The organism is Saccharothrix saharensis, from assembly GCF_006716745.1.
GTDB lineage: Bacteria > Actinomycetota > Actinomycetes > Mycobacteriales > Pseudonocardiaceae > Actinosynnema > Actinosynnema saharense.
This window is the reverse complement of record NZ_VFPP01000001.1, coordinates 8,424,105-8,445,616: the sequence shown is the minus strand read 5'-3', so window position 1 is coordinate 8,445,616 and position 21,512 is coordinate 8,424,105. Positions and strand designations below refer to the sequence as shown.

Below are 21,512 nucleotides of genomic sequence, written 5' to 3'. Positions count from 1 at the left end.
ACGTTCGGTCTTGCCGAAGGATGGCAGCCGCGCCGCGTCCACGTCAAGAACGAACGTTCTATCTGCTAATGTGGTGACCGTGACGAACGCCCACGGTCAGGTCTCCGAAGCGCGGTCGCGGTTGCTCGCCACGGCAACCCGGATCTTCTACGCGGAGGGGATCCACGCCGTGGGCGTCGACCGGATCGTCGCCGAGGCGAAGGTGACCCGCGCGACGCTGTACCGGCACTTCCCCGGCAAGGACGACCTCATCGTCAGCTACCTGCGGGAGGCGGACCGGGCCATCCGGAGCCAGGTCGACACCATCGTGGGCCGCGGGATGCCGGCGCCGGACGCCCTGCGCGCCGTCGCCGGGTCCATCGCCGACGGCATCCGCTCCCCCGGCTTCCGGGGCTGTGCCTTCCTCAACGCCGCGGCGGAGTACCCCGACCCGGCCCACCCCGTGCACCAAGCCGTCCTCGCGCACCGGCGGTGGTTCTCGCGCACGATCACCGAACTGCTGGGTCGCATCGGTGACGCACCGGCCGAACCCGCCGCCCGGCACGTCGTCATGCTCCGGGACGGAGCGATGGCCACCGGCTGCCTGTCCGACCCCGAGCCGATCTGCGAGACGTTCCTCGAAGGGGTCGAAAGCCTGCTCCGGCAGCGCACCGCGGGGGCGGGTTCGTGAGTTCGCGGTAAGCGCGCTGCACGATCACGGGCACGTACGTCGCCGTGCGCGGGTGGCTCGAGCTCGATCACGGTCGGCGAACGCGGACGGTTCGGCGATCGACGTCCCGGCGCCCGACGAGCTCCGCTCGTTCGCCCGACATCCGTGAACCGGGCGTGAGGCAGCACCTGCGGTGACTACCCGTTCACCCGATCGAGTTGGTGCCAATCCCCCACCAGTGGTGCGACCATGAGAATGGGCGGCAAGGCGCTCATGTCGGCTGGGGAGCGACGACACGAGCTGCGCCGGAGTGACGAACTCGCTCGGAATCGACGCGTGGACTCGGCCGGGACGTCGACCGCCTCGAGAACCGGCACCAGGGGGAAATCATGAGGAAGACGACGAAAGCGGCGGCCGTCGTGCTGACCGCCGCGGCCACCGGAGCGCTGTTCACCGCGACGTCCGCGACCGCGAGCGCGGCCGCTCCGTGGTGGAGTGATCCGGCGACGTGCACCAACCCGCTCACGGCGGTCCAGCGCACGGTCGACAACCGGGTCGTCCAGGTCCGCTACGGCAACTGCGGTGGCGCGCAGTACGGCTGGGGACGGATCCTGAACTACACCGGGCCCGAGTACATCCGCTTCGAGGTCGACCTGAACGGCGACCGCGTCGCGGACGACTTCTCGACCTACACCGCGGGCAACCGCAACTACACGCAGGCCTACCCGACGAGCTCCAACCCGAACCGCGCCTTCCGGGCGTGCTACGTGGTGCCCGCGAACGGGACGTGCACGGCGGGCAACTCCACCGCCTGGTGGTGACCGCCCCGACGAGGGGTGCGCCCGGACCGGTCCGTTGTGGACGGTGACGCACCGGTCCGGGCGCGTTCCCGACTCCGTGGCCCGAACGCCGTGGCGGCAGGATCGCGGGGAACCGCGATCTCGTTGCGCGACAGCGATGACACGCGTGAGGGCAACGCCTACGAGATCGCCCCGAAGACCCGCGCGGCTCGGCATCGTCGACCTCGACACGCGGGAGTCCTCGGTGGGCCGCGCGTGGTGCGGTTGCGCTGGCTCGCGTACGCGGTCCGCCGAACACGGCTCGATATTCACACTTTCGAGTTGTCGACGAGTGAGTCCTTGTGATCAGGGCACAGCGGCGCGCAGCCTGAACCGGCGGGAAACCGGGGGGCGCGAGGCGGTTTCGGCTATGGACGGGCAGAAGCCGGGCCGCCGACGAGCAGCGCATCACTCGACGGGTTCCGTGTGCTGCGGGTGTGGCGACCACCTCGGAGGTCGAGGGGAGACCACGTCCGGTCGAGGAGTGGGATGTCGCAGTTCGGACAGCGCAGGCGCGCCACGGCACGGTACGGGGACGTCAGGGCCCTCGACGGGGTGGCGCGCACCCCGCTGCTGCCGGACACCCTCTACCGGTTCGTCGACGTCGGGGACGGCGGCGGGCCGCGGGTGATGGGGACGGCGGAGCGGGAGGCGCTCGGCGATCCCATGGCGACGACCTTCTTCCGCCGGGGGCGCTTCCCGCTCACCGCGGGCGAGGTCATGGCCGGCCTCGACCAGGTCGGCGCGGTGCCGGCGGTGCGGTCGTACCTGATCAGCGAGGCCGGGCAGCTCGGGGACGCGCCGGGGTTGGTGAAGGACTTCCGCTTCGCGGTCGTGCGCGGTCGCGGGTCGGACGCGGACCTGATGATCAGCACCAGTGCCACCGACCACACCGCGGACGCGTTCCTCCAAGTGGCGGCGTGGGACGACGGGGCCGGCCGGTTCAACTTCTACATGCGGATCGACCGGGCCTGGGTGTGGTCCGGCGACTCCTACACCGCGCTGCGGCCCGAGTCGCGCGGCCGGGCGTGCTTCGACAGCCACGTCAACGGCAGCGTGGTGATGAAGGAGCTGAAGCAGCCGTGGCTGCACTGGCACTCCATGAGCGCGGCGATCCACCTCGCGCCCGACGACCCGGTCCGGACCAGCCCGCTGTTCGCCTTCCTCACCAACGCGGAGGTGCTGGAACCGACGATCCGGGCCGCCGTCGACCGGTGGACCACCGCACGGCTCGCGGCGGCCACCGCGTCGGGGACGATCGAGCACCCGGACTGGTTGCTGCGGCAGCTGTTCACCACCACGACGGTCAACCTGGCGAGCAGCACGACCGAGTACACCAGCCTCGACGACCGGCCGACGTTCACGCCGCCGCTCGGCTTCTGGCTGCACAACGACGCGTTGCTGGACGTCCTCGGCATTCCCGCCGGGTTCGAGGTCCCGACCATGTCGGCACCGGCCTACCTGGACCGAGTCCGCCACTACGACCACCGGCTGACCGAGGGCGACTTCTCGCAGCCGGGCGACACCTACTTCGCGTTCGTGGTGCCCGAGCCCGCGTTCGAGGACCTGCACGTGGTCGACCGGATGATCCAGGCCGGCATCCTCGGCGCGCGGTTCGTCGCGTGCGTGCTGATGGTCGACTTCCCCAACCCGGTCTTCAGCCGACGTCGGGCCCGGCTCCTCGCCCACTGCCCCACCACGCCGATGGCGGTCGGCACCGGGCTGGACGAGCGGTTGGCGGAGGCCATCGTGGCGGCGGCCGACGACGACGCCTGCCCCGAGGCCGAGTTCGCGGCGAACTGGGCGGTGCCCGACTGGCCGGACCGCTTCGCCGAGCGGATCGACGACTACGTGCGGGCCGTCACCGCCCGCCTCGGCACCCCGCAGGGCGTCGACGACTACGTCCGGCTGGCCGAGTCGCGCCGCCGGGAGTTCCGGTGGTCGAAGCTCGCGGAGTTCACCCTCACCGTGCCGCGGACCACCATCCCCGACACCGCGCCACTGCTCGGGATGGCGCCGGACGGCTCGGTCCACCCGAAGACGTGACACCACCGCACAAGGAGCCCTCCCATGCCGCCACTGCGAGCTTTCGACCCGCCGGGACACCTCACCGACCTCGACGCGGAGGGCCGGCAGGCCTGGCACGACTTCATCTCCGAGGCCACCGACCGGGCGATCACGGGCAACACCGACCGCACGAACGACAGCCCCCGTGCCCAGTACTACAACCTGACCAGGACCCCGACCGCCGACGACGCGGTCCACCAGGACGTCACGTGGACCGCGTTCCCCCGGCAGGTCAAGGTGCGCGCCACCTCCGACCGGCAGCGCTGGACGGCCGCCGACCGGTCGCGCGACGTCCAGGACGAGTACTGCGAGTGGAGCGTGGTCCGCGACGGCACGGGCAGGATCACCCGGGTGACCTTCACCTGCGAGGGGCCGGAGTACTGGGAGGTGCTCGCCCGGACCGACCCCGCGACCGTGCTGGCGCTGTACCGGGAGCACGTGGACGACCGGGTGCGGGAAGCGGACCTGTTCGACGGCTCCGGCGCCTACATCCGGCGCAACCGGTGGAACACCGACACGGTCAACGGGGCGATGCACCTGGTCCAGGCCTCGAACACGCTCGGCGCGGAGATCGAGCTGTGCGCCGCCGCCAGCATCGTGCGCCGCATCGACGGGAAGGTGCTCACCGACGAGCAGGAGCTGATCGCCTGCGGCGAGTACGGCGCGCCGCAGCGCAACAGCGACCCGCACATCGGCGGGGTGGTGAACTCCGTGGCACGCCTCAAAGCCGACCTCGCCCTGGCCAACCCGGTCGGGTTGTACTTCGACGACCTGTCGGTAGCCGGCTGGGCGACCCCGGACGGCACCGACCCGAAGGCGTTCTGGACCTACGTCCGCGGCGATGCCGACCACCCGGTCCGGGCGATGTTCGAGGTGCCACCGGACGCCGGCTACGCGGTGGGAGACATCCGGATCCTCGGCCGGCCCATCCTGTTCGGCGCGCAGATCGCGGACTTCATCTCGATCAAGGCGACGGCGATGGGGTGCCGGATCGGCCAGAGCACCGTCGAGCCGTTCACCGGCTGCGTGGCGGAGGTCGAGAACGCCCAGCAGGCGGTCCGGGCCCTCGGCGGCCAGTCGTCGTTCGCGGTGTCGCGGCTGCTGTGACCGTCGCCTGATCGCCGGGTGCGAGGACGTTCGGCCAGGGGCCGCGACGTCCCCTGCACGAGGACAGCACGGACGTCACGGCGTCTTGGAACCGCTTCGGCGGGAACACCGAGGCGCGACGCCCACCTCTACCACCACCGGGTGAAGGACCCGCACTACCGCGACGACACCGCCCGGCTGCGCCGGACGGGCGGCGTCGTGGTCAACCCCACGGGTCAGCGGAAGACCGGCGGCGACGCGTTCGACCCGCGGTCGCGCGTCAACCCTCGACCGCTGCGGGACGGCGGCGGACCACGAGCAGGGCGATGTCGTCGGCCGCGGCCTGGTTGCCGATCAGGGTGGCCATGATCCGGATGCAGGCCGTCTCGGCGTCCGTCGGCTCGACGGCCACGCGCAGCCGCTCCAGCCCGGTGTCCAGGTCCGATTCCCGGCGTTCCACCAGCCCGTCGGTGTAGAAGGCGAGCAGCGCGCCGGGCGGCAGCTCGACGGTCGTGCCGCGGCGACCGGAGACGGCCAGGTCACGGCCCACCGGCGGGTCGACCGGGGCCTCGACGAAGCGGGGCGCCGCGCCGGCGGCGGCGAGGAGGGGCGGCAGGTGACCGGCCAGCGCGAGGTCGACGCGGGCCGAGGCGGGGTGGATGACGGCGTAGGCGACCGTGGCCATGGTGTTCGCCTCGAAGTGGCTGGCCTTGCGGTCCAGCTTGCCCAGCACCACCGCCGGGTCGTCGAACTCCAGGGCGTAGGCGCGCAGCGCGCTGCGCAGCCGACCCATGACCACGGCGGCGGACAGCCCGCTGCCGACCACGTCACCGATCACCACGCCGATCCGGTCGCCGGGCAGCTCGAAGGCGTCGTACCAGTCCCCGCCCACATCGCTGCCCGCGCCGGGCACGTAGCGCGCGGCGAACTCCCACTCCGGCGCGGTCGGCAGCCGGCCCGGCAGCAGGCTGTCCTGCAACAACGCCGCCGCGGTCAGCTCGGCCCGGGAGCGGTGCATGTGCGCGGCCATGGCCAGCCGGTCGCCGGCGAGCTGGAGCAGGTCCACTTCCTCGTCGGTGAACCGGCGCGAAGTGGTGCTGCCCACGTGCAGGACGCCGATCAGCTCACCGTCGGTGACCATCGGCACACCGAGCATCACCTTCAGCCCCCGCTCCCAGAGCAGCGGGTTGACGACCGTGGACGCGTCGACGTGGTCGATCTGCAGCGGCTCGCGCCGCCGGGCCACCGTGCCGGCGAAACCCGAGCCGATCGGCACGCGGACGCCCTGGAGGACTTCCTCCTCCAGGCCGGCGGTGGCGCGGGCCACCAGCTGGCCGCCGCCGGAGTCGGCCAGCAGCACGGTCACGGTGTCGACCTCGAACAGCTCCTGGACCTGGCGCAACAGCACCTCGAACAGCTTGTCCAGGTCCAGCTCGCGCAGCGCGCTGTCGGTGATCGCCTCCAGCACGCGCAGACGTCGGGTCAGCTTCCGCACGTCTGTCATCGACGACTCCGTCTTCCTGTGATGGGCTCTGCGCCGAGTGAACAGCACGGGCGTGACAGGGCCACGGGGGGTGCGCCGAGCAGACGGTCGTGGTGAAGACGGTAGTTGCAATGCCCGCCACAAGCCAACGGACCGTGACCTCGGTGAGATGACCACCTCATCGGGCGAGTCCGCCCGCCGGACCCGGGGCCCGGCGGGCGTGACCTCGTCGTTCAGCCGGCGGTGCCGGGTTGGGCCGAAAGCAGGATCCGGCTCCGGCCTTCGGAGTCCCCGACCTTCGCGGCGTCCACGTCGTCGGCGTTGCCGTCGTGGGATCGCCGTCGGTGTAGCGCACCATCGACCCGGCCGGCGCAGCTCCGGTGCCCGCGGTGGAGAGCCGGGGTCCGGCCGGTTGGTCATGATCCCGGCGGCGCCGTCGGGTCGCCGGCGAGCCGCCGCGCTCGACGGGCATCCCGGGCCGGGCGGAGATGTGGTGCGGGTTCACCGTCCTCGGATCGACGCTGCGGCGTGAAGTAGGCGGTGATCATGCCGACGTTCGTCTGGTCGACCCCCGCGACCCCGTCCGCGGCGCCTTCTCGTCTTCCGGGCGGCGGGTGCCGGGAGTGGCTCCACGTGGTCCACCACCGCGTCTGCCGTTGTCTCGCTCACACCACTGGTTGCCCGGATCCGGCCGTCCCCTTACCCGGTGCCGGTCAGTCGACGTATCCGACGAGCTCTCCTCCGCTACCGGCAGTGGGGTACTCGACCACGAACCCGCGGGGGACGACCGTCCTGATCGCCCCGACCCGGTCGGTCAGGGCGACTTCCCACTGGCCGACCAGTTCGGGCAGCCGTACGGCGAGCACCTTGCCCTCCTCGTCGTAGTAGAGGGCGCCTCCGACGACGCGGGGCGTCCGCTCACCCGGCGACGGCATCGAGCCGACCAGCTCGCCCGTTACGCCCCTGCGGACGTCCAGGCGGTCACCGCGCTCGTTCAGCACGTGAGGTTGCCCGTCAACGCGGATGGCGGTCCCATCGCCCTCAGCCTCCCAGTTGACCTTGCCGGTGCTCAGCGCGAGGACGTACATCCCGTTGCCCGCGGAGTCGCCGCCGTCGACCAGCACGGTGCCGTCGTCCACGGACGTGACCTCGGCCCGGCCGAGGTGCTCCAGCGGGGTCTGCCAGAGCAGCGCGCCGGTGGCCAAGTCGTAGGCGGAAACCGAGTCCTCCGGGCCATCGAGGTCGCTGGTGACGACGAACGTGTCGCCGAAGACGTGGGCGTCGCTGAACAGCTCCCTGGGAACGGTCCGGCTCGGGTGGCCGGTCGCCGGGTCCAGCAGGCCGAAGCTCTTCGAGTCGTCGACGATCAGCCGCGTGTCGAACACCTCCACGAAGGCCTGGGTCTGCCACCGGATCGCGCCGGCGGGCACGTCGATGGCCGCGGTCCCCTCACCGACGTCGAGGAGGACCAGGTCACCGAGGGTCCTGACGCCGGACCCGACCCCCTTGACGGCGCCGCGCCACACGACCCGCCCGTCCGCCGCGTCCAGGATCACGGTCGCGGGGGCCGACGTGCTGCTCACCGAGACCAGCGACCCGCCCTGACCGACCTCCACCTCGGCGGGCACGGCGACATCGGGCAGCGGCACCGACCACAGGTCCTCGCCGGAAGCCGGGTCGACCCGGCGCACGGTCGCGGTGCCGCCGGTCCCGTCCACCATCGCGATCACACCGTCGGCGACCTCGTAGCTGCCGGCGCCGTCCGGATCGACCGGCACCCGCCACCGCTCCCGCGGAGCCGCGATCGCCGCCGAGGGCGCTGGCTGCCACCCGCCGTGCGGAGTCCAGAGCTCCACTGCGGGCACGTGGTCGCTCGGCGTGGACGGCGTCGTCGCGGTGGACGGCCCGCTCGACGAACTCGTGCACGCCGCAGCGACGTACCCTGCGGCGGCGACCAACGTGACCAATGCCGGGCGCACCCGTCCACGACTCCACACCACGTTCCGATTTCCCCCTTCGGCACCGGGCGAAGACCTGCTCCGGTGACGCGACGGATGGTAGCGACCGCGGGGCTCCCCTGGCGGGGATTACGTTGCAGGGAACCGGATCGGGGTCGACGGCGAACCTGGCGACCTGCGCCAACCGCATGGCGCACCGGCCCGACTGCGGCGTGGCGTGACCGTCCGGCGCACGGCGGAACGCCCCGGGGAGCGCCGACGCCCTCCCCGGGGCGTTCCCGCGGGGTCAGCTCCCGGATCGCCGGACCGCGCTCCCGGTGGGCTCGTCCGGCCGGACCTCCTGACCCCGCTCCCCGTTCGGGAGCTCGCCCGCGTGCCGCTTGGGCGTGCTCACGCAGTCCGGCGCCGCTCCCTTGATCAACGCGGCGCCCAGGGTGAGGCTGTCGGCCGACTCGGCCGCCGCCAGCAGCAGGGTGTCGCCTTCGGGGATCTCGTCGGCGTCGAACTTCATCGAGCCGGTGCGGTTGCCGTTCCTCGCGTCCGTGGACGCCGTGATCCCGGTGCCCCGGCTGGCGGTGTCCACCGGCAGGCTCGCCAGGTCCACGCACCCGTCGCGCATCGGCACGGCGACCGCCCGCACGCCCAGTCGGCGCAGTTCCTCGTTCGCGCCGGTCACACCGGTGAGGTCGCTGATCGACACCTCCACCACGCCGTCGGCCCCCTTGGTGACCGCGTAGGCGGAGGACCCGCCGGTGAAGAACGTGCCGGTCAGCGCGATAACACCCGCCGCGCCCAGCGCCGTGCCGCCGATGCCCAGCGCGCGGCCGACGCCGCGCCGCGACGTCGCCGGGCGGTCCGGCACGGTGTCCAGCGCCGACCCGTGGGCGCGCATCAGGTCGTCGAAGAGCTGGTCCTCGAACTTGGCCATCATCGTTCCATCCCTGTCGTCTTCCGCAGTGTCGCTCGGGCCCGGAACAGTCGGATGCGCAGCGCGCCCGCCGAGACGCCGAGCGCCTCGGCCGCTTCCTTCGGGCTCAGGCCGTCAAGATCCACCAGCTCCACGACCTCGCGGTCGAGCCGGGGCAGTTCGGCCAGTCTTGCGAGCAGGGCTCCTCCCGCCTGCTCCGCGTCGATGCGATCGACCAGGTCCTCCAGCACGTCGGCGTCGAGCAGCCGCTGCCCGGCGATCCGCCGCGTGCTGTCGCCACGCCGGCTGTGCGCCTCGCAGTGCCCGGCGAACACCCGGCTCGCGATGCCGAACAGCCAGGCCCGGGCGCTGCCCCGGACCGGGTCGAAGGTGGCGAACGAGGTGATCGCCCGGACGAAGGTGTCCGCGGTCAGGTCGGCCACCGTCTGCGGGTCCGAGCTGCGCCGCGCGAAGTAGGCGGTGATCGGGCCGACGTGCGCCCGGTAGACCTTCTCGAACTCCGCCGCGGCGCGTGACCGTTCCCGGGGCGGTGGGTGCCGTTGTGGCTCCACGTGGCCGGCCACCGCGTCTGCCATTGTCTCGCTCACACCACATGGTTGCGGGGATCCGGGCAACCCGTTACGCGGCGGTGCCGGAACGCGATGCCGGGCACGACTCGATCAGCCACGCCCGGGAGGCGGGCGGGTCGTCGAACGGGATCGCGTCGGAGGCGATCCCGTTCTCGCCGGTGCGGTGGGGTCCCAGGCCGACGCGCACGCGGACGTCGCCGTTGCGCTGCGCAGCCGGGGACATCCCGTCGCCGAGCACCCGGTGGTCGCCCTGCCCGACCATCGTCGCGAGATCGGGGTGCGGGCGGTCGACGGCGGGGACGCCGACCTCCACGACGGTTCCCGTTCGTGCACCACGGCCTCGATGCCGTGCAGGTCCAACGCGAGGCACGTCGAGCACGCCGTCGAGGACAGGTGCAGACCACCACCGACGGCAGGATCGTCGGCGTCCCCGTCCGCCGGCAGCCGCTGCCACCCGGCGCGACCGACCGGCTCGGCGAGGTGACCGTCGCCGGCACCACCCACGGGTCAGGTGACGGCGGTCGTCGGCGTCCTGCCCTGACCGGGGCGGGGCAGGCGATCACCCGATCGACGCGTCCAGGGCCGGCGGTACGGGCACCAGCCCGAAGTGGGCGGCGACCTCGATCACCTCGTCCCGCCACCGGGGTGGCACGTCGCCGGGGTCGACGCGGTCCAGGTAGGCGGCGACGAAGTCGCGGTCGTCGCGCAGGAACGGGAAGTCCGTCGGCACGAGGGACCGGATCGCCAGCAGGGGCACCGGGCTGCGCAGCGGGCGGAAGTCGGGGTTCCACAGGCCCGGCTTCGGCGGCGGCCCGTCGTGGAACTCGCCGATCATCAGACCCTGGGCGACGTAGTCGGCCTTGAGCCGCGACTGGGTCTCGTCCACCAGCCGGGACGCGTCCCGCAGCGGCAGGTCGGGGAACAGCACGAGGACGGTGAGGAACTGCGCGGCCGGCCCGGCGTGCTCGCGCAGCTCCAGGTACCACGCCCGGTAGCGGGCCAGCGCGTCGGTGACCTCGGCCGCCGAACGCGGTCGGCCCGGCTGGACGGCCAGGTACAGCAGCCCCTTGTCCAGGGTGCCCTGCACGAACGGGCACACCGGGCCCTTGCGACCGAGGTCGGGGTGCGGCCTGGCCAGGTACTGGTGGGCCCAGCCGACGACGGAGTACAGGGCGTGCTGGTGGCGGCGCACCTGCTCGGGCAGCGGTCCGCGCAGGTCGGACAGCTCGACCAGGAAGCGGTTCGGGTCGACGGGGTCGACGATCATGACATGCCTCTCGGACGTGCGGTGAGGTGACGCGGGTCAGCCCGCTCGGGTGCCGATGCGAACCTGTGAGACGGCGTCCTCACAGCGCGCCAGGGCTTCGGTCGCGTCGGCCCCGGTGGCGATCACGTGCCCGCACACCCGGTCGTCGGACCAGCGCAGCGGCGGCACCTCGGTGCCGGGCTCGGCGGTGACGGTCAGCGACACGGCCGGGTCCAGCGCCCCCGGCACGGTCACGTCGGTGACCGTGCCGGGCTCGGCGAGGAGGAACCGCACCGCCGCGCCGCCCTCCGCCGGCCGCGGTCCCGGCCGCCAGGGCACCAGCCCGAGCGGCACGCCGACGGCGAGCCGTTGCAGGTCCACGCCGTGGACGAGCCGGACGAGGTCCGGGATGAAGTCGCCGCCGACGCGGTTGTGCGACTCCACGATCCGCGGCCCGCGCCCGGTCAGCTTGATCTCGGTGTGCGACGGCCCCTCGACCAGGCCGACCGCGTCCAGCAGGGCGGTGGTCAGCTCGCGGACGCGCCGCCGCGTCGGTTCGGTCAGGGTGGCGGGCACCGCGTGCCCCACCTCGACGAACCCGGTGCCCAGCACCTTGTCGGTCAGCGCCACGACGGTGTGGACGCCGTCCTGGCTGAACGCCTCGACGCTGATCTCCGGCCCGTCGAGGTACTCCTCGGCGAGCACGGCGGTGCGCCCGGACCCCTCGACCCGGCGCCACGCCGTCGGTACGTCCTGCGGCGTCACGACCAGCGCCACACCGTCGCTGCCCCCGGAGTCCGGCGGCTTGACGACCACCGGCACCCCGTCCAGCTCGATCAGGAACTCCAGCAGCTCCTCCTCCCCGCGCACGGTCCGGTACCGGACCGGTGACAGGCCGACCTCGGCGAGCCGGTCGCGCATGAGCGCCTTGTCCTTCAGCAGCCGCACGGTCTCGACGCTGTTGCCGCCCAGCCCCCACTCGGCGTTGAGCCGCGCGGCGGGCAGCAGGCCCGGTTCGGTCAGCGTGAGCACCCTGGTGAACGGCCGCTCGGCGTGCTCGCGGCGCAGCAGCTCCACCACCCGGTCCGGCTCGGCGATCAGGTCCGCGGTCAGCACCTTCGCGCACAGCTCGTCCGACCGGCGGTCGTAGCGGTCCGGGAAGTGCACCAGCGTCACGTCCAGCCCGAGGTCCGCCGCCGCCTGGACCACCTCGACCCGGCTGCCGATCACCGCGACCCGCACCGGTTCGCTCACCACCCGGTAGGTCGCGGCCGTCGCCAGCACCCGTGCCGCGACCTCCGCGGTCGACCCGCCCCGGTGTCGGAACCGCCCACCGACGAACTCGTACGAGCCCGCGGTGCGGGGGATGACGGTTCCGACGGCGGGGATGGCCTCGGAGTAGGGGCCGTCGAAGGAGACCATGCTCTCGGCGGCGACCACCCGGCACGGCGCGGGCCGGTCCAGCGGCACGTGCAGGCAGCCGCCCACCGGCTCGTCGGCGTCGAACGGCGCGAGCTCCGGGGTCTCGCCGCACTGGAGGGAGAACTCGCACTCCATCAGGTCGACGCGGTGCACGTCCCGCCACACGAACGGGATCTCGCCGCCGCCCGGGCGGCACCCGACCTCCAGGAACACCCACTCGCCGTCCGGGGTCAGGAACAGCTCCAGGTGGAACACCCACGGGTCGACGGACATGCCGGGCACCAGCACCCGCAGGAACTTCTCCACCTCGGCGAGCACCGTCGGGTCGTCGACCTCGACCGACCCGACCGGCTCCCCCATCGCGAACGCCAGCGGCCCGCGGGTCACCCCGCCCGGCACGTTCAGGTAGGCGTTGAGCCGCCACGGCCCCAGCACGCCGCCGCCGAGGTGCACGCCGTCCACGTGGTAGATGCGGTGCGGCAGGTACTCCTGGGCCACCAGCGGGTGCTCGGCGTCGAACGGGACGTCCAGCCGGTCGACGGCGTCGGCCGAGTCGAGCCGCCGGACACCCGTGCTCGCCCGGCCCTGCAACGACTTCACCACCACCGGCCAGCCGACCCTCCCGGCGAACCGGGTCAGCCCGGCGGCGTCGGTCACCAGCTCGAAGCGCGGCACGGGCACTCCGGTGCGCTGCGCGGCCAGCAGCATCGCGTGCTTGTCCAGGAAGTGGTGCAGGTCGGCGCGTGTGCGGCCGCGTGCGGAGAACTCCTCCCGCAGCGCCGCCGCCACCGCGAAGTCGCTCTCCTGCAACGCGACCACGGCCTCCGGGCGGCCGTGGTCGCGCAACGCCGGTTCCAGCGCGGCGCGCACCTCGGCGTGGTCGAGCAGGTCCGCGACGACCACGACCTCACGGGCGTTCGGTGGCACCGCGGCCCGGCCGACGTCGGTCGTGACGTAGGTGACGCGGGCGACGTCGTGGTCGAGGTAGCGGGCGTACTCGGCGAACGAGTCGCGCCACCGGTTCAGCACGACGACGTGGCCGTCGCCGATGCTCTTGACTGCCATCGCGGCGTTTCCCTCTCTCCATGACGACTTCGTGGTGACGTGAGTGCCTAGGTGGACGTGCCGACCGCCCGCCGGGCGAGCAGGGGCCGGTAGGACGTGACGATCAGCGCCGCCAGCACGCCGAACCCCACCGCCATCCCCCACGGCGGCAGCACCGCGCCCGCGCTGATCCCCGCGGCCGAGATCAGCAGCCCGCCCTGGACGTCGAGCTTGAACACCGCCAGGTAGCGGGTGCGGGCGTGCTCGGGCACCAGGTCGGCCAGCATCGCCTGCATCACCGGGATGTGCAGCAGCTCGCCGATGGTCAGCACGAGCACGGCGAGCACCAGCACGACCAGGTCGGCGGCGAGGACCAGGGCCGCGTTGCCCGCGGCGAACAGGGCGATGCCGAGGTGGACTCGGGGCCGGTCGGCGAGCCCGCGCGCCAGCCGGTGCGAGAACGCCGCCAGCACCACGATCAGCAGCGTGTTCTCGGCGCGCAGCACGCCCAGCACCTCCACCCCGTTCAGGTGGACGTGCCACGGCCCGAGCGCGAGCCACTCGCGCCGCTGCGGGTGGGTCTGCGCGAGGTGCACGCCGATGTAGCCGACGAGCTGGGTCTCCAGACCGAGCCACAGCGTCATGCCCGCGACGAGCCGCAGGAACGGCCGGTTCCGCACCGCGTCGGCGTAGCCGCGCAGCAGCTCGCGGAACCGGGGCCGGCCGACCGACTCCGGCATGGTCTCGGTCAGGTACTTCAGGCTCACGAGCGCCGCCACGCCCGCGATCGCCGCCGCGACGGTCAGCATCGCGGTGAAGTACCCGCTGTAGAGGAAGCTCGCGACCAGCGCGCCCGCGGCGAGCGCGGCGTTCACCGTCCAGTACTGGAGGGTGTAGACGGCCTTGCGGTGCCCGGTCGGCGTGACGTCGACGATCATCGCCTCGTTCGCGGGCACGGCGAAGTGCGACACCGCGTTGTTGAGCACGTAGAACGCGAACACCGCCGGGGCCGAGCCCCACCACGGCGAGCTGGCCGCCGCCATGCCCAGGAACGCGACCGCGGTGCCCGCCGTGCCGACCAGCAGCGGCAGCCGCCTGCCCCGGCCGTCCGCGACCGGCCCGCCGACCAGGCTCGCGGCCACCGCGAGCACGACCGCCGCCCCGATCAGCAGGCCGGCCCGCGCCGCGCCGACCTCGCCGGCCAGGTAGATGGCCATGAGCGGGGTGATGATCGTGTTCAGCGCGCGTTCGACGAACGCCACGGCGATGCGCAACCGGAGGTTCGGGTGCAGCTCCCGCAACCGCATCCGCCCGTCCCCCTGGTCGTCCCGCCACCGGCGACCCGCCGGGCACTGCCATGCTCCCGATCCCGACTGGACGTGCTCTGGACGGCAACTGGACCGGAACACGTCCGACGAGCGCACGTTCGTCGGGCTCAGGAAATGGGTCTGGATGGCGGCTGGAGTGGTGTTGGACCGCGTGCCAGCCTGGAGCCGCCGAATTCCGCCGCGGGCGCGGCATGATGGGGGTCGTGGGTGCTGGCCGTCCAAGTGCTCGGACCTCTGCGGGTCCGGCGTGACGGCGTCGTGCTGGCGCTCGGACCGGCCGGGCGCAGGGCTGTGCTCGGCCTGCTGGCCCTCGCGCACGGCAAGCCGGTGACCCGCGCCGAGCTGGTCGACGCGCTGTGGGGCGAACGACCGCCGCCCAGCGCGACCAACGTCCTGCACACGCACGTCAAGCACCTGCGGCGGCTGCTGGAACCCGAGCGCGGTCGCCGCGCGCCGAGCACGACCATCCCGGCCGTGGACGACGGGTACGCGCTGGCCCTGCCGCCGGACGCGGTGGACGTGGTGCGGTTCCGCTCGCTGGTGGCCCGCGCCGACCCGGCCCGGGCCGGCGATCCCCACCACGCCGCCGAGCTGCTGGGCCGGGCCTTGGCGCTGTGGCACGGCCGTCCGCTGGCCGACGTGCCGGTGCTGGCCGGTCACCCCGGCGTCGTCACGCTGGACGGTGAGCGCCGGGCCGCGTTGGCCCGCTACGCCGAGGTGATGATCGGCGCCGGTGCGGCGCGCGACGTGCTGCCCGCGCTGGTCGAGCACGCCGCCGAGCACGCGCTGGACGAGGCGATGCAGGCGCTGCTCGTCCGGGCTTACACCGCTTCCGGTCAGCGCGACCGGGCGTTCGACACCTACAACGCGGTGCGCCGCAACCTCACCGAGGAACTCGGCGTCGGTCCCGGCCCGGAATTGAGCGCCGCCTACCTGGCCGCGCTCGAAGAACCAGCCGGGGACAGCGCCGCCGCACCGGCGAAACCGCGAACGCCCGGCGCGCCGGTGAACCAGCTCCCCGGGGACGTGGCCGGTTTCACCGGCAGGCAGGCGGAGCTCGCCGCGCTCGACCGGGTGCCGGCCGCCGGGCGGGCCGGGGTGCCGATCGTCGTCGTGTGCGGCACGGCCGGTGTCGGCAAGACCGCGCTCGCGCTGCACTGGGCCCACCGCATCCGGTCGGAGTTCCCCGACGGGCAGCTGTACCTGGACCTGCGCGGCTACGACCCGCGGTCGCCGGTGGCGGCGGAGGACGCCCTGACCCGCCTGCTCGACGGTCTCGGCGTCACCGGCGCGGACGTCCCGGTCGACCCCGACCAGCGCGCCGCGCGCTACCGCGCCGAGCTCGCCGACCGGCGGGTGCTGGTCGTGCTCGACAACGCGGCCGGCGTCGACCAGGTGCGGCCGCTGCTGCCCGGCACGTCGAGCTGCCTGGTCCTGGTGACCAGCCGCAACAGCCTGGCGGGCCTGGTCGCGGTGCACGGCGCGCACCGGGTCGACGTGGACCTGCTGCCCGTGCCGGACTCGGTGGCGTTGCTGCGCGCGTTGATCGGCGAGCGGGTGCGCGGGGAACCGGGGGCCGCGGCCGAGCTGGCCGCGCGGTGCGGCCGGTTGCCGCTCGCGCTGCGCGTCGCCGCCGAGCTGGCCGCGTCCCGGCCGGGCAGCTCGTTGGCCGAGCTGACCGGCGAGCTGGCCGACCGGCGGCGAAGGCTGCGCGTGCTCGACGTCGGCGACGACGTGCGCGCCGCCGTGCGGACCGTGTTCTCGTGGTCCTACCAGCAGTTGCGGCCGCGGCTCGCGCTCGCGTTCCGGCGGTTGGGGCTGCACCCGGGCGCGGACGTGACGCCGTTCGCGCTCGCCGCCCTCACCGGCCGTGATCCGGACGAGGCGCGTGCGGACCTGGAGTCGTTGGCGCGCAACCACCTGGCGCAGCCGGCGGGCGGCGGCCGGTTCACCGTGCACGACCTGCTGCGCGCCTACGCCGAGGAGCTGGCCGGGGAGCACGACCCGGAGCCGGAGCGGACCGCCGCCGTCGAACGGTTGCTGGACCACCACCTGGCCGCCGCGTCGGCGGCGTCGGACCTGCTCCACCCGGCCGACCGCCCCTACCGGCCGGACGTCCCCGTGACGCTGCCGCTCCCGTTCACCACCGGCGACGCCGCACGTGCCTGGCTCGACGCCGAGCGGTCCACGCTCGTCGCCCTGTGCCGCTTCGCCGAGCACGACGACCGGCCGCGGTTCGCGGTCGACCTGGCGAACACGCTGTACCGGTACCTGGAGGGCGGTCACTACGCGGACGCCTTGACCGTCCACGGGTGCGCGTTGCGCGCCGCCCGGCGGGCGGGTGAGGACGGCATGCTGGCCGCCGCGTCGACCAACCTCGGCGCGTTGCGGCGGCTGCTCGGTGACTACGACCAGGCGGCCGGGCACCTGCGCGAGGCGATCGAGCGGCACCGGCGCACCGGCGACCAGCACGGCGCGGCCCGGGCGTTGTCGAACCTCGGCGTCGTCCAGGAACGGCTCGGCGAGCACGAGGAGGCCGCGTCGCTGCACGAGGAGGCGCTGGCCCTGCACCGGAGGTCGGGCAACCGCTACGGCGAGGCGTCGGCGCTGCTCAACCTCGGCAACGTGCACAGCCGCCCCGGTCACCACGCCGACGCGGTCGAGCCCCTGGAACGCGCGCTGGACCTGTTCGGCCGGCTCGACGACGCGGTCGGCCAGGCCAGCGCGTTGTCCAACCTCGGCGACGTGTGCGCGAGCCTGCGGCGCTACCCCGACGCGGTCCGCCACCTCTCCCGGGCGCAGGAGCTGTTCCAGCGCCTGGACCACAGCTACGGCGTGGCCGTGACGCTGAGCAACCTGGGCAACGTGCACGCCCGGCTCGGCGACTGGGCCCGGGCGCACCGCTGCTACACGGCCGCCCTGGACGGGTTCCGCGACATCGGCCACCGGTACGGCGAGGCGAGCGCCCTGAACGGCCTCGGCGAGGCCCTGTGCCTGGCGGGCCGGCCGGACGACGCCCGCGCCGCGCACATCGACGCCCTGCGGATCGCCACCGGGACCGGAGACCGGGACGAGCAGGACCGCGCCCGTGCGGGGCTGGGAGTCGTCCGCCAGCGCGTGTGAGGGTCCGCGGCGGGCGCACCGGGTGTAACCCGACTGAGCGCTTCCCCGCTCCACCGGTCGGTGCCAGGGTGGACTGGACGATCGGGGGTGACCGTGGGCGGAGGCCTGATCGGCGCACGGGTGAGCCGTGCGGAGGACGTGCGGCTGCTCACCGGGCGGGCCGTGTTCCTCGACGACGTGCGGCCGCCCGGCCTGCTGGAAGCGGCGATCCTGCGCAGCCCGCACCCGCACGCCCGGATCGTGCGCGTCGACACGGCGGCGGCGGCCGCCCACCCCGGCGTGGTCGCCGTGGTCACGGGCGCGGAGGTGCGGGCGCTGGTGCGACGGCCGCAGCCGGTGATCTGGCGCGTCGCACCCGACGCGCCGGAGCCGGCCACGTACCCGCTCGCCGTCGACAAGGTGCTCTACAGCGGCCACGGCGTCGCGGCCGTCGCGGCGGTCGACCGGGCCACCGCCGAGGACGCCCTGGAGCTGATCGACGTCGAGTACGCGCCGCTGCCCGCCGTGACGACGCTGGAGCAGGCGCTCGCGCCGGACGCGCCCCGGCTGCACGAGGACTGGCCGGACAACGTCGCCGGCCGCGCGGTGGTGGCGCAGGGCGACGTGGACGCCGCGTTCGCGGGGGCCGACGTGGTGCTGCGGGAGACGTTCCGGTTCGCCCGGCAGCTCGGCGCACCGCTGGAGACGCGGGGCGCGGTCGCCACGTGGGACCCGTTCACCTCGCACCTGGACGTGTGGCTGAACACCCAGAGCCCGCACCTGGTCCGCGAGCTGTTCGCCGAGGTGCTCGGCGTGGCGGTGGACAAGGTGCGGGTGCGCGTGCCCGACATCGGCGGCGGTTTCGGCAACAAGTCGGGGTTCTACGGCGACGAGGTGGTGGCCGCGGTGCTGTCCCGGCTGTCCGGGCGGCCGGTGAAGTACGTCGAGGACCGGCGGGAGAGCTTCGTCGCCACCGTGCACGCCCGGGAGCAGCGCATCGACGTCGAGCTGGCGGCCCGCGCCGACGGCACCATCACCGGCCTGCGCGGCACCGTGCACGGCGTGCTGGGCGCGCACTTCAGCATGGTCGGCCTGAGCCCGGTGTGGACGACGGCGGCGGTGATGGCCGGGCCGTACGCCATCCCCGCGGTCCGGCTGGACGTCGTCGGCGTCGTCACCAACAAGACACCCTACGGCGCGTACCGCGGCTACGGCCTGCCCAAGGCGAACTTCGTGCACGAGCATATGGTGGAAACCCTCGCCCGGCACCTCGGCCTGGACCCGCACGACGTGCGGCGGCGCAACTTCGTGACCGACTTCCCCCATCAGAGCCCGGTGTTCGTCTACGACAGCGGGCGGTACGCCGAGTGCCTCGACCTGTGCCGCGACGCCGTGCGCCGGGCCGGGTGGGCGGAACGGGTGGCCGACGCGCGGGCCCGCGGTGGTCACATCGGGATCGGCTACGCCTTCCACAACGAGGTGTCGGCGTTCGCGCCGTCCCGGATCGTGAACATGTCGGGCCTGGACCACTCCGGGTTCGACGAAGCCGCGGTGCGCATCGACTCGACCGGGCACGTCAGCGTCCACACCGGGCAGACGTCCATGGGACAGGGCATCCACACGGCGCTGGCGCAGGTCGCCGCGCACGTCCTCGACGTGCCGCTGGAGCACGTCACGGTCGTCTCGGGCGACACGGACTCCGCGCCTTACACGGGGTACGGCACGGCGGCCAGCCGGGCCGCGGCCGTCGGCGGCGCGGCCGTCCTCAACGCCGCGACCCGCCTGCGCGCCAAGGTGCTGCGCATCGCCGCGCACGTGTTCGAGGCCTCGCCGGACGACCTGGTGATCTCCGAGGGCGTGGTGTCGGTCAAGGGCGTGCCGGGGCGGACCGTGACCCTCGCCGACATCGGCGACGCGGCCTACCGGCGGCCGCACGGCGTGCTGCCCGAGGACGAGGCGCCGACGCTGCACGAGCGCGAGGTGTACGACCCGGTGAACGTCGCCACGGCGTTCGGCTGCACGGCCGTGCTGGCCTCCGTCGACGTGGAGACCGGTGTGGTGGACCTGCTGGGCTACCTCATCGCGCACGACTGCGGCACGGTGATCAACCCGATGATCGTGGACGGCCAGCTCCAGGGCGGCGCGGCGCAGGCCATCGGCGGCGCGTTGTACGAGCGGCTGGCCTACGGCGCCTCGGGCGAGCCGCTGACCCGGTCGTTCGCCGAGTACCTGCTGCCGACGGCCACCGTCGTGCCGCCGTTCGGCATCAGCCACATGGAGACACCCGCCGACCACATCCCGGGCGGGTTCAAGGGCGCCGGGGAGGCCGGGGTGATCGGTGGCGGTGCGGCGATCGCGCACGCCGTGCAGGACGCGCTGGCGGAGTTCGGCGTGCGGATCACGTCGCTGCCGATCACACCGCCGGACCTGCTGGCCGCGATCCGCGCCGGGAGCGACCGGTGAAGGCCGCGCCGTTCGACTACGTGCGGGCGTCCAGCGCGGAGGCGGCGGTGGAGGCGCTGCGCGGCGGCGGGGTCGCGCTGGCGGGCGGCCAGAGCCTGATCCCGCTGCTGAACGCGCGGTCACGCCGGCCGCGGGTCGTGGTGGACGTGTCCCGGTTGCCGTTGACCCGCATCGAGCAGGACGGCCCGGCGCTGGCGCTCGGCGCGCTGACCCGGCTGCGCGCCGCCGAGACGTCCCCGGTCGTGCGCCGGACCGTGCCGCTGCTGGCCGAAGCGCTGACGCACGTCGGCCACGTGTCCGTGCGCAACCGCGGCACCGTCGGCGGCAGCGTCGCGCACGCCGACCCGGCGGCGGAACTGCCCGCGGTCCTCCTCGCGCTGGACGCGGTCTTCTCGGTCCTGGGCCCCGACGGCACCAGGGTCGTCGCCGCGCGTGACTTCTTCCTCGGCCGCCACCGGACCGCGCTGGCAGCCGGCGAACTGCTCACCGGCATCCGCGTCCCGCTGCCGCCCTCGACGGCCCGGCACGGCCTGGCCGAGCTGAGCCGACGCCCCGACGACCTGGCGATCACGGCGGTGTTCACGTCGGTCGTGCTCGCCGACGGCGTCGTCGCCGACGCGCGCATCGCCGTCGCGGGGGCGGGGCCGACCCCGATCCGGGCCGGTGCGGCGGAGAACCTCCTGCGCGGCCGAGCGCCGACGCCCGACGTGCTGGCGGCGGCGGCCGACGCGGCGGCCGCCGCGACCGACCCGGTGGACGACGTGCACGCCCCGGCCGCGTACCGCCGCGACATGGCGGCCGTGCTCACCCGTCGGGCGCTGCGAGAGGCGGTGGCCGGGTGAGGATCACCGTGACCGTGAACGGCCGGACGCGGTCGGCCGACTGCGAACCGCGCCGCACGCTCGCCGACTTCCTCCGGTACGACCTGGGCCTCACCGGCGTGCACGTCGGCTGCGAGCAGGGCGCGTGCGGCTCGTGCACGGTCCTGCTGGACGGCGCGACGGCCCGCTCGTGCTGCGTCCTGGCCGTCCAGGCGGACGGCTCGGACATCACCACGGTGGAGGGCATGGCGACCACGTCCCTGAGCCCCCTCCAGGAGTCCTTCCGCCGCCACCACGCCCTGCAATGCGGGTTCTGCACGCCCGGGATGCTCGCGGTGGCCACCGAGCTGCTGCGCGACAACCCGGAGCCGACCGAGGCCGAGATCCGCACCGCGATCGCCGGCAACCTGTGCCGCTGCACCGGCTACCACGCCATCGTCACGGCCATCGCCGCCGCCGCGCGGGGCGGGGACGGCGGCAGCCCGCCGTCCCCGCCCGAAGCCTGAT

Annotated in this window: 17 protein-coding genes; 9 read left to right on the top strand and 8 right to left on the bottom strand. The window is 73.8% G+C overall.

Annotation, left to right across the window (positions count from 1 at the left end):
- Window positions 1-79 precede the first annotated feature (79 nt).
- The 4 genes from FHX81_RS38300 (at window position 80) to FHX81_RS38285 (ending at window position 4,662) form a co-directional block, all read left to right on the top strand.
- On the top strand, window positions 80-670 hold the full coding sequence (locus FHX81_RS38300; protein WP_141983323.1) for a TetR/AcrR family transcriptional regulator: 591 nt from the start codon (window positions 80-82) through the stop codon (window positions 668-670).
- Window positions 671-1,038: 368 nt separating this feature from the next.
- Entirely contained in the window at window positions 1,039-1,470 is a 432-nt protein-coding gene (locus tag FHX81_RS38295) for a hypothetical protein (RefSeq protein ID WP_141983322.1), read from the top strand.
- 507 nt (window positions 1,471-1,977) lie between these two features.
- Window positions 1,978-3,534: a hypothetical protein gene (locus FHX81_RS38290; RefSeq protein ID WP_141983321.1), complete on the top strand. Its 1,557-nt coding sequence runs from the start codon at window positions 1,978-1,980 to the stop codon at window positions 3,532-3,534.
- A gap of 24 nt (window positions 3,535-3,558) precedes the next feature.
- Window positions 3,559-4,662: a hypothetical protein gene (locus tag FHX81_RS38285; RefSeq protein ID WP_141983320.1), complete on the top strand. Its 1,104-nt coding sequence runs from the start codon at window positions 3,559-3,561 to the stop codon at window positions 4,660-4,662.
- A 259-nt stretch (window positions 4,663-4,921) separates the two neighbouring features.
- On the opposite strand, the gene FHX81_RS38280 is transcribed toward FHX81_RS38285, so the two are convergent.
- Both FHX81_RS38280 and FHX81_RS38275 read right to left on the bottom strand, forming a co-directional pair.
- Window positions 4,922-6,145 carry a PP2C family protein-serine/threonine phosphatase gene (locus FHX81_RS38280; RefSeq protein ID WP_141983319.1) on the bottom strand — a complete coding sequence of 408 codons (1,224 nt, stop codon included), beginning with the start codon at window positions 6,143-6,145 and terminating at the stop codon, window positions 4,922-4,924.
- Between the two features lie 692 nt (window positions 6,146-6,837).
- A complete protein-coding gene (locus FHX81_RS38275; RefSeq protein ID WP_141983318.1) occupies window positions 6,838-7,902 on the bottom strand; it encodes an outer membrane protein assembly factor BamB family protein in 1,065 nt (354 codons plus the stop codon).
- 100 nt (window positions 7,903-8,002) lie between these two features.
- Between FHX81_RS38275 and FHX81_RS41010 the strand changes: the two genes are divergently transcribed.
- A complete protein-coding gene (locus FHX81_RS41010; protein WP_170232322.1) occupies window positions 8,003-8,170 on the top strand; it encodes a hypothetical protein in 168 nt (55 codons plus the stop codon).
- A gap of 198 nt (window positions 8,171-8,368) precedes the next feature.
- Here the strand turns inward: FHX81_RS41010 and FHX81_RS38270 are convergent, their stop codons facing one another.
- From FHX81_RS38270 to FHX81_RS38245, 6 genes are all read right to left on the bottom strand, one after another.
- Entirely contained in the window at window positions 8,369-9,013 is a 645-nt protein-coding gene (locus FHX81_RS38270) for a hypothetical protein (protein ID WP_141983317.1), read from the bottom strand.
- Window positions 9,010-9,585 carry an RNA polymerase sigma factor gene (locus FHX81_RS38265; protein ID WP_141983316.1) on the bottom strand — a complete coding sequence of 192 codons (576 nt, stop codon included), beginning with the start codon at window positions 9,583-9,585 and terminating at the stop codon, window positions 9,010-9,012. Before FHX81_RS38265 ends, FHX81_RS38270 begins: the two co-directional genes overlap by 4 nt.
- 43 nt (window positions 9,586-9,628) lie before the next feature.
- Complete coding sequence (locus FHX81_RS38260; RefSeq protein ID WP_141983315.1) at window positions 9,629-9,892, bottom strand: hypothetical protein; 264 nt, start codon at window positions 9,890-9,892, stop codon at window positions 9,629-9,631.
- Between the two features lie 246 nt (window positions 9,893-10,138).
- A complete protein-coding gene (locus FHX81_RS38255; protein ID WP_141983314.1) occupies window positions 10,139-10,846 on the bottom strand; it encodes a DUF6875 domain-containing protein in 708 nt (235 codons plus the stop codon).
- A 36-nt stretch (window positions 10,847-10,882) separates the two neighbouring features.
- Window positions 10,883-13,312, bottom strand: coding sequence for an ATP-grasp domain-containing protein (locus tag FHX81_RS42750; protein WP_211363693.1), 2,430 nt, complete (start codon window positions 13,310-13,312; stop codon window positions 10,883-10,885).
- 47 nt (window positions 13,313-13,359) lie between these two features.
- Window positions 13,360-14,598 carry an MFS transporter gene (locus FHX81_RS38245; RefSeq protein ID WP_141983313.1) on the bottom strand — a complete coding sequence of 413 codons (1,239 nt, stop codon included), beginning with the start codon at window positions 14,596-14,598 and terminating at the stop codon, window positions 13,360-13,362.
- 228 nt (window positions 14,599-14,826) lie between these two features.
- Here FHX81_RS38245 and FHX81_RS38240 point away from each other — a divergent pair, with 228 nt between their 5' ends.
- The 4 genes from FHX81_RS38240 to FHX81_RS38225 all read left to right on the top strand — a co-directional run bounded on the left by FHX81_RS38240 (window position 14,827) and on the right by FHX81_RS38225 (window position 21,511).
- Window positions 14,827-17,742: an AfsR/SARP family transcriptional regulator gene (locus FHX81_RS38240; RefSeq protein ID WP_141983312.1), complete on the top strand. Its 2,916-nt coding sequence runs from the start codon at window positions 14,827-14,829 to the stop codon at window positions 17,740-17,742.
- Between the two features lie 87 nt (window positions 17,743-17,829).
- A complete protein-coding gene (locus FHX81_RS38235; RefSeq protein ID WP_246108178.1) occupies window positions 17,830-20,184 on the top strand; it encodes a xanthine dehydrogenase family protein molybdopterin-binding subunit in 2,355 nt (784 codons plus the stop codon).
- On the top strand, window positions 20,181-21,026 hold the full coding sequence (locus tag FHX81_RS38230; RefSeq protein WP_141983311.1) for an FAD binding domain-containing protein: 846 nt from the start codon (window positions 20,181-20,183) through the stop codon (window positions 21,024-21,026). The genes FHX81_RS38235 and FHX81_RS38230 overlap by 4 nt, the downstream gene beginning before the upstream one ends.
- Window positions 21,023-21,511, top strand: a complete 489-nt coding sequence (locus FHX81_RS38225; protein WP_141983310.1) for a (2Fe-2S)-binding protein — start codon at window positions 21,023-21,025, stop codon at window positions 21,509-21,511. Before FHX81_RS38230 ends, FHX81_RS38225 begins: the two co-directional genes overlap by 4 nt.
- The last annotated feature ends 1 nt before the right edge of the window (window position 21,512 follow it).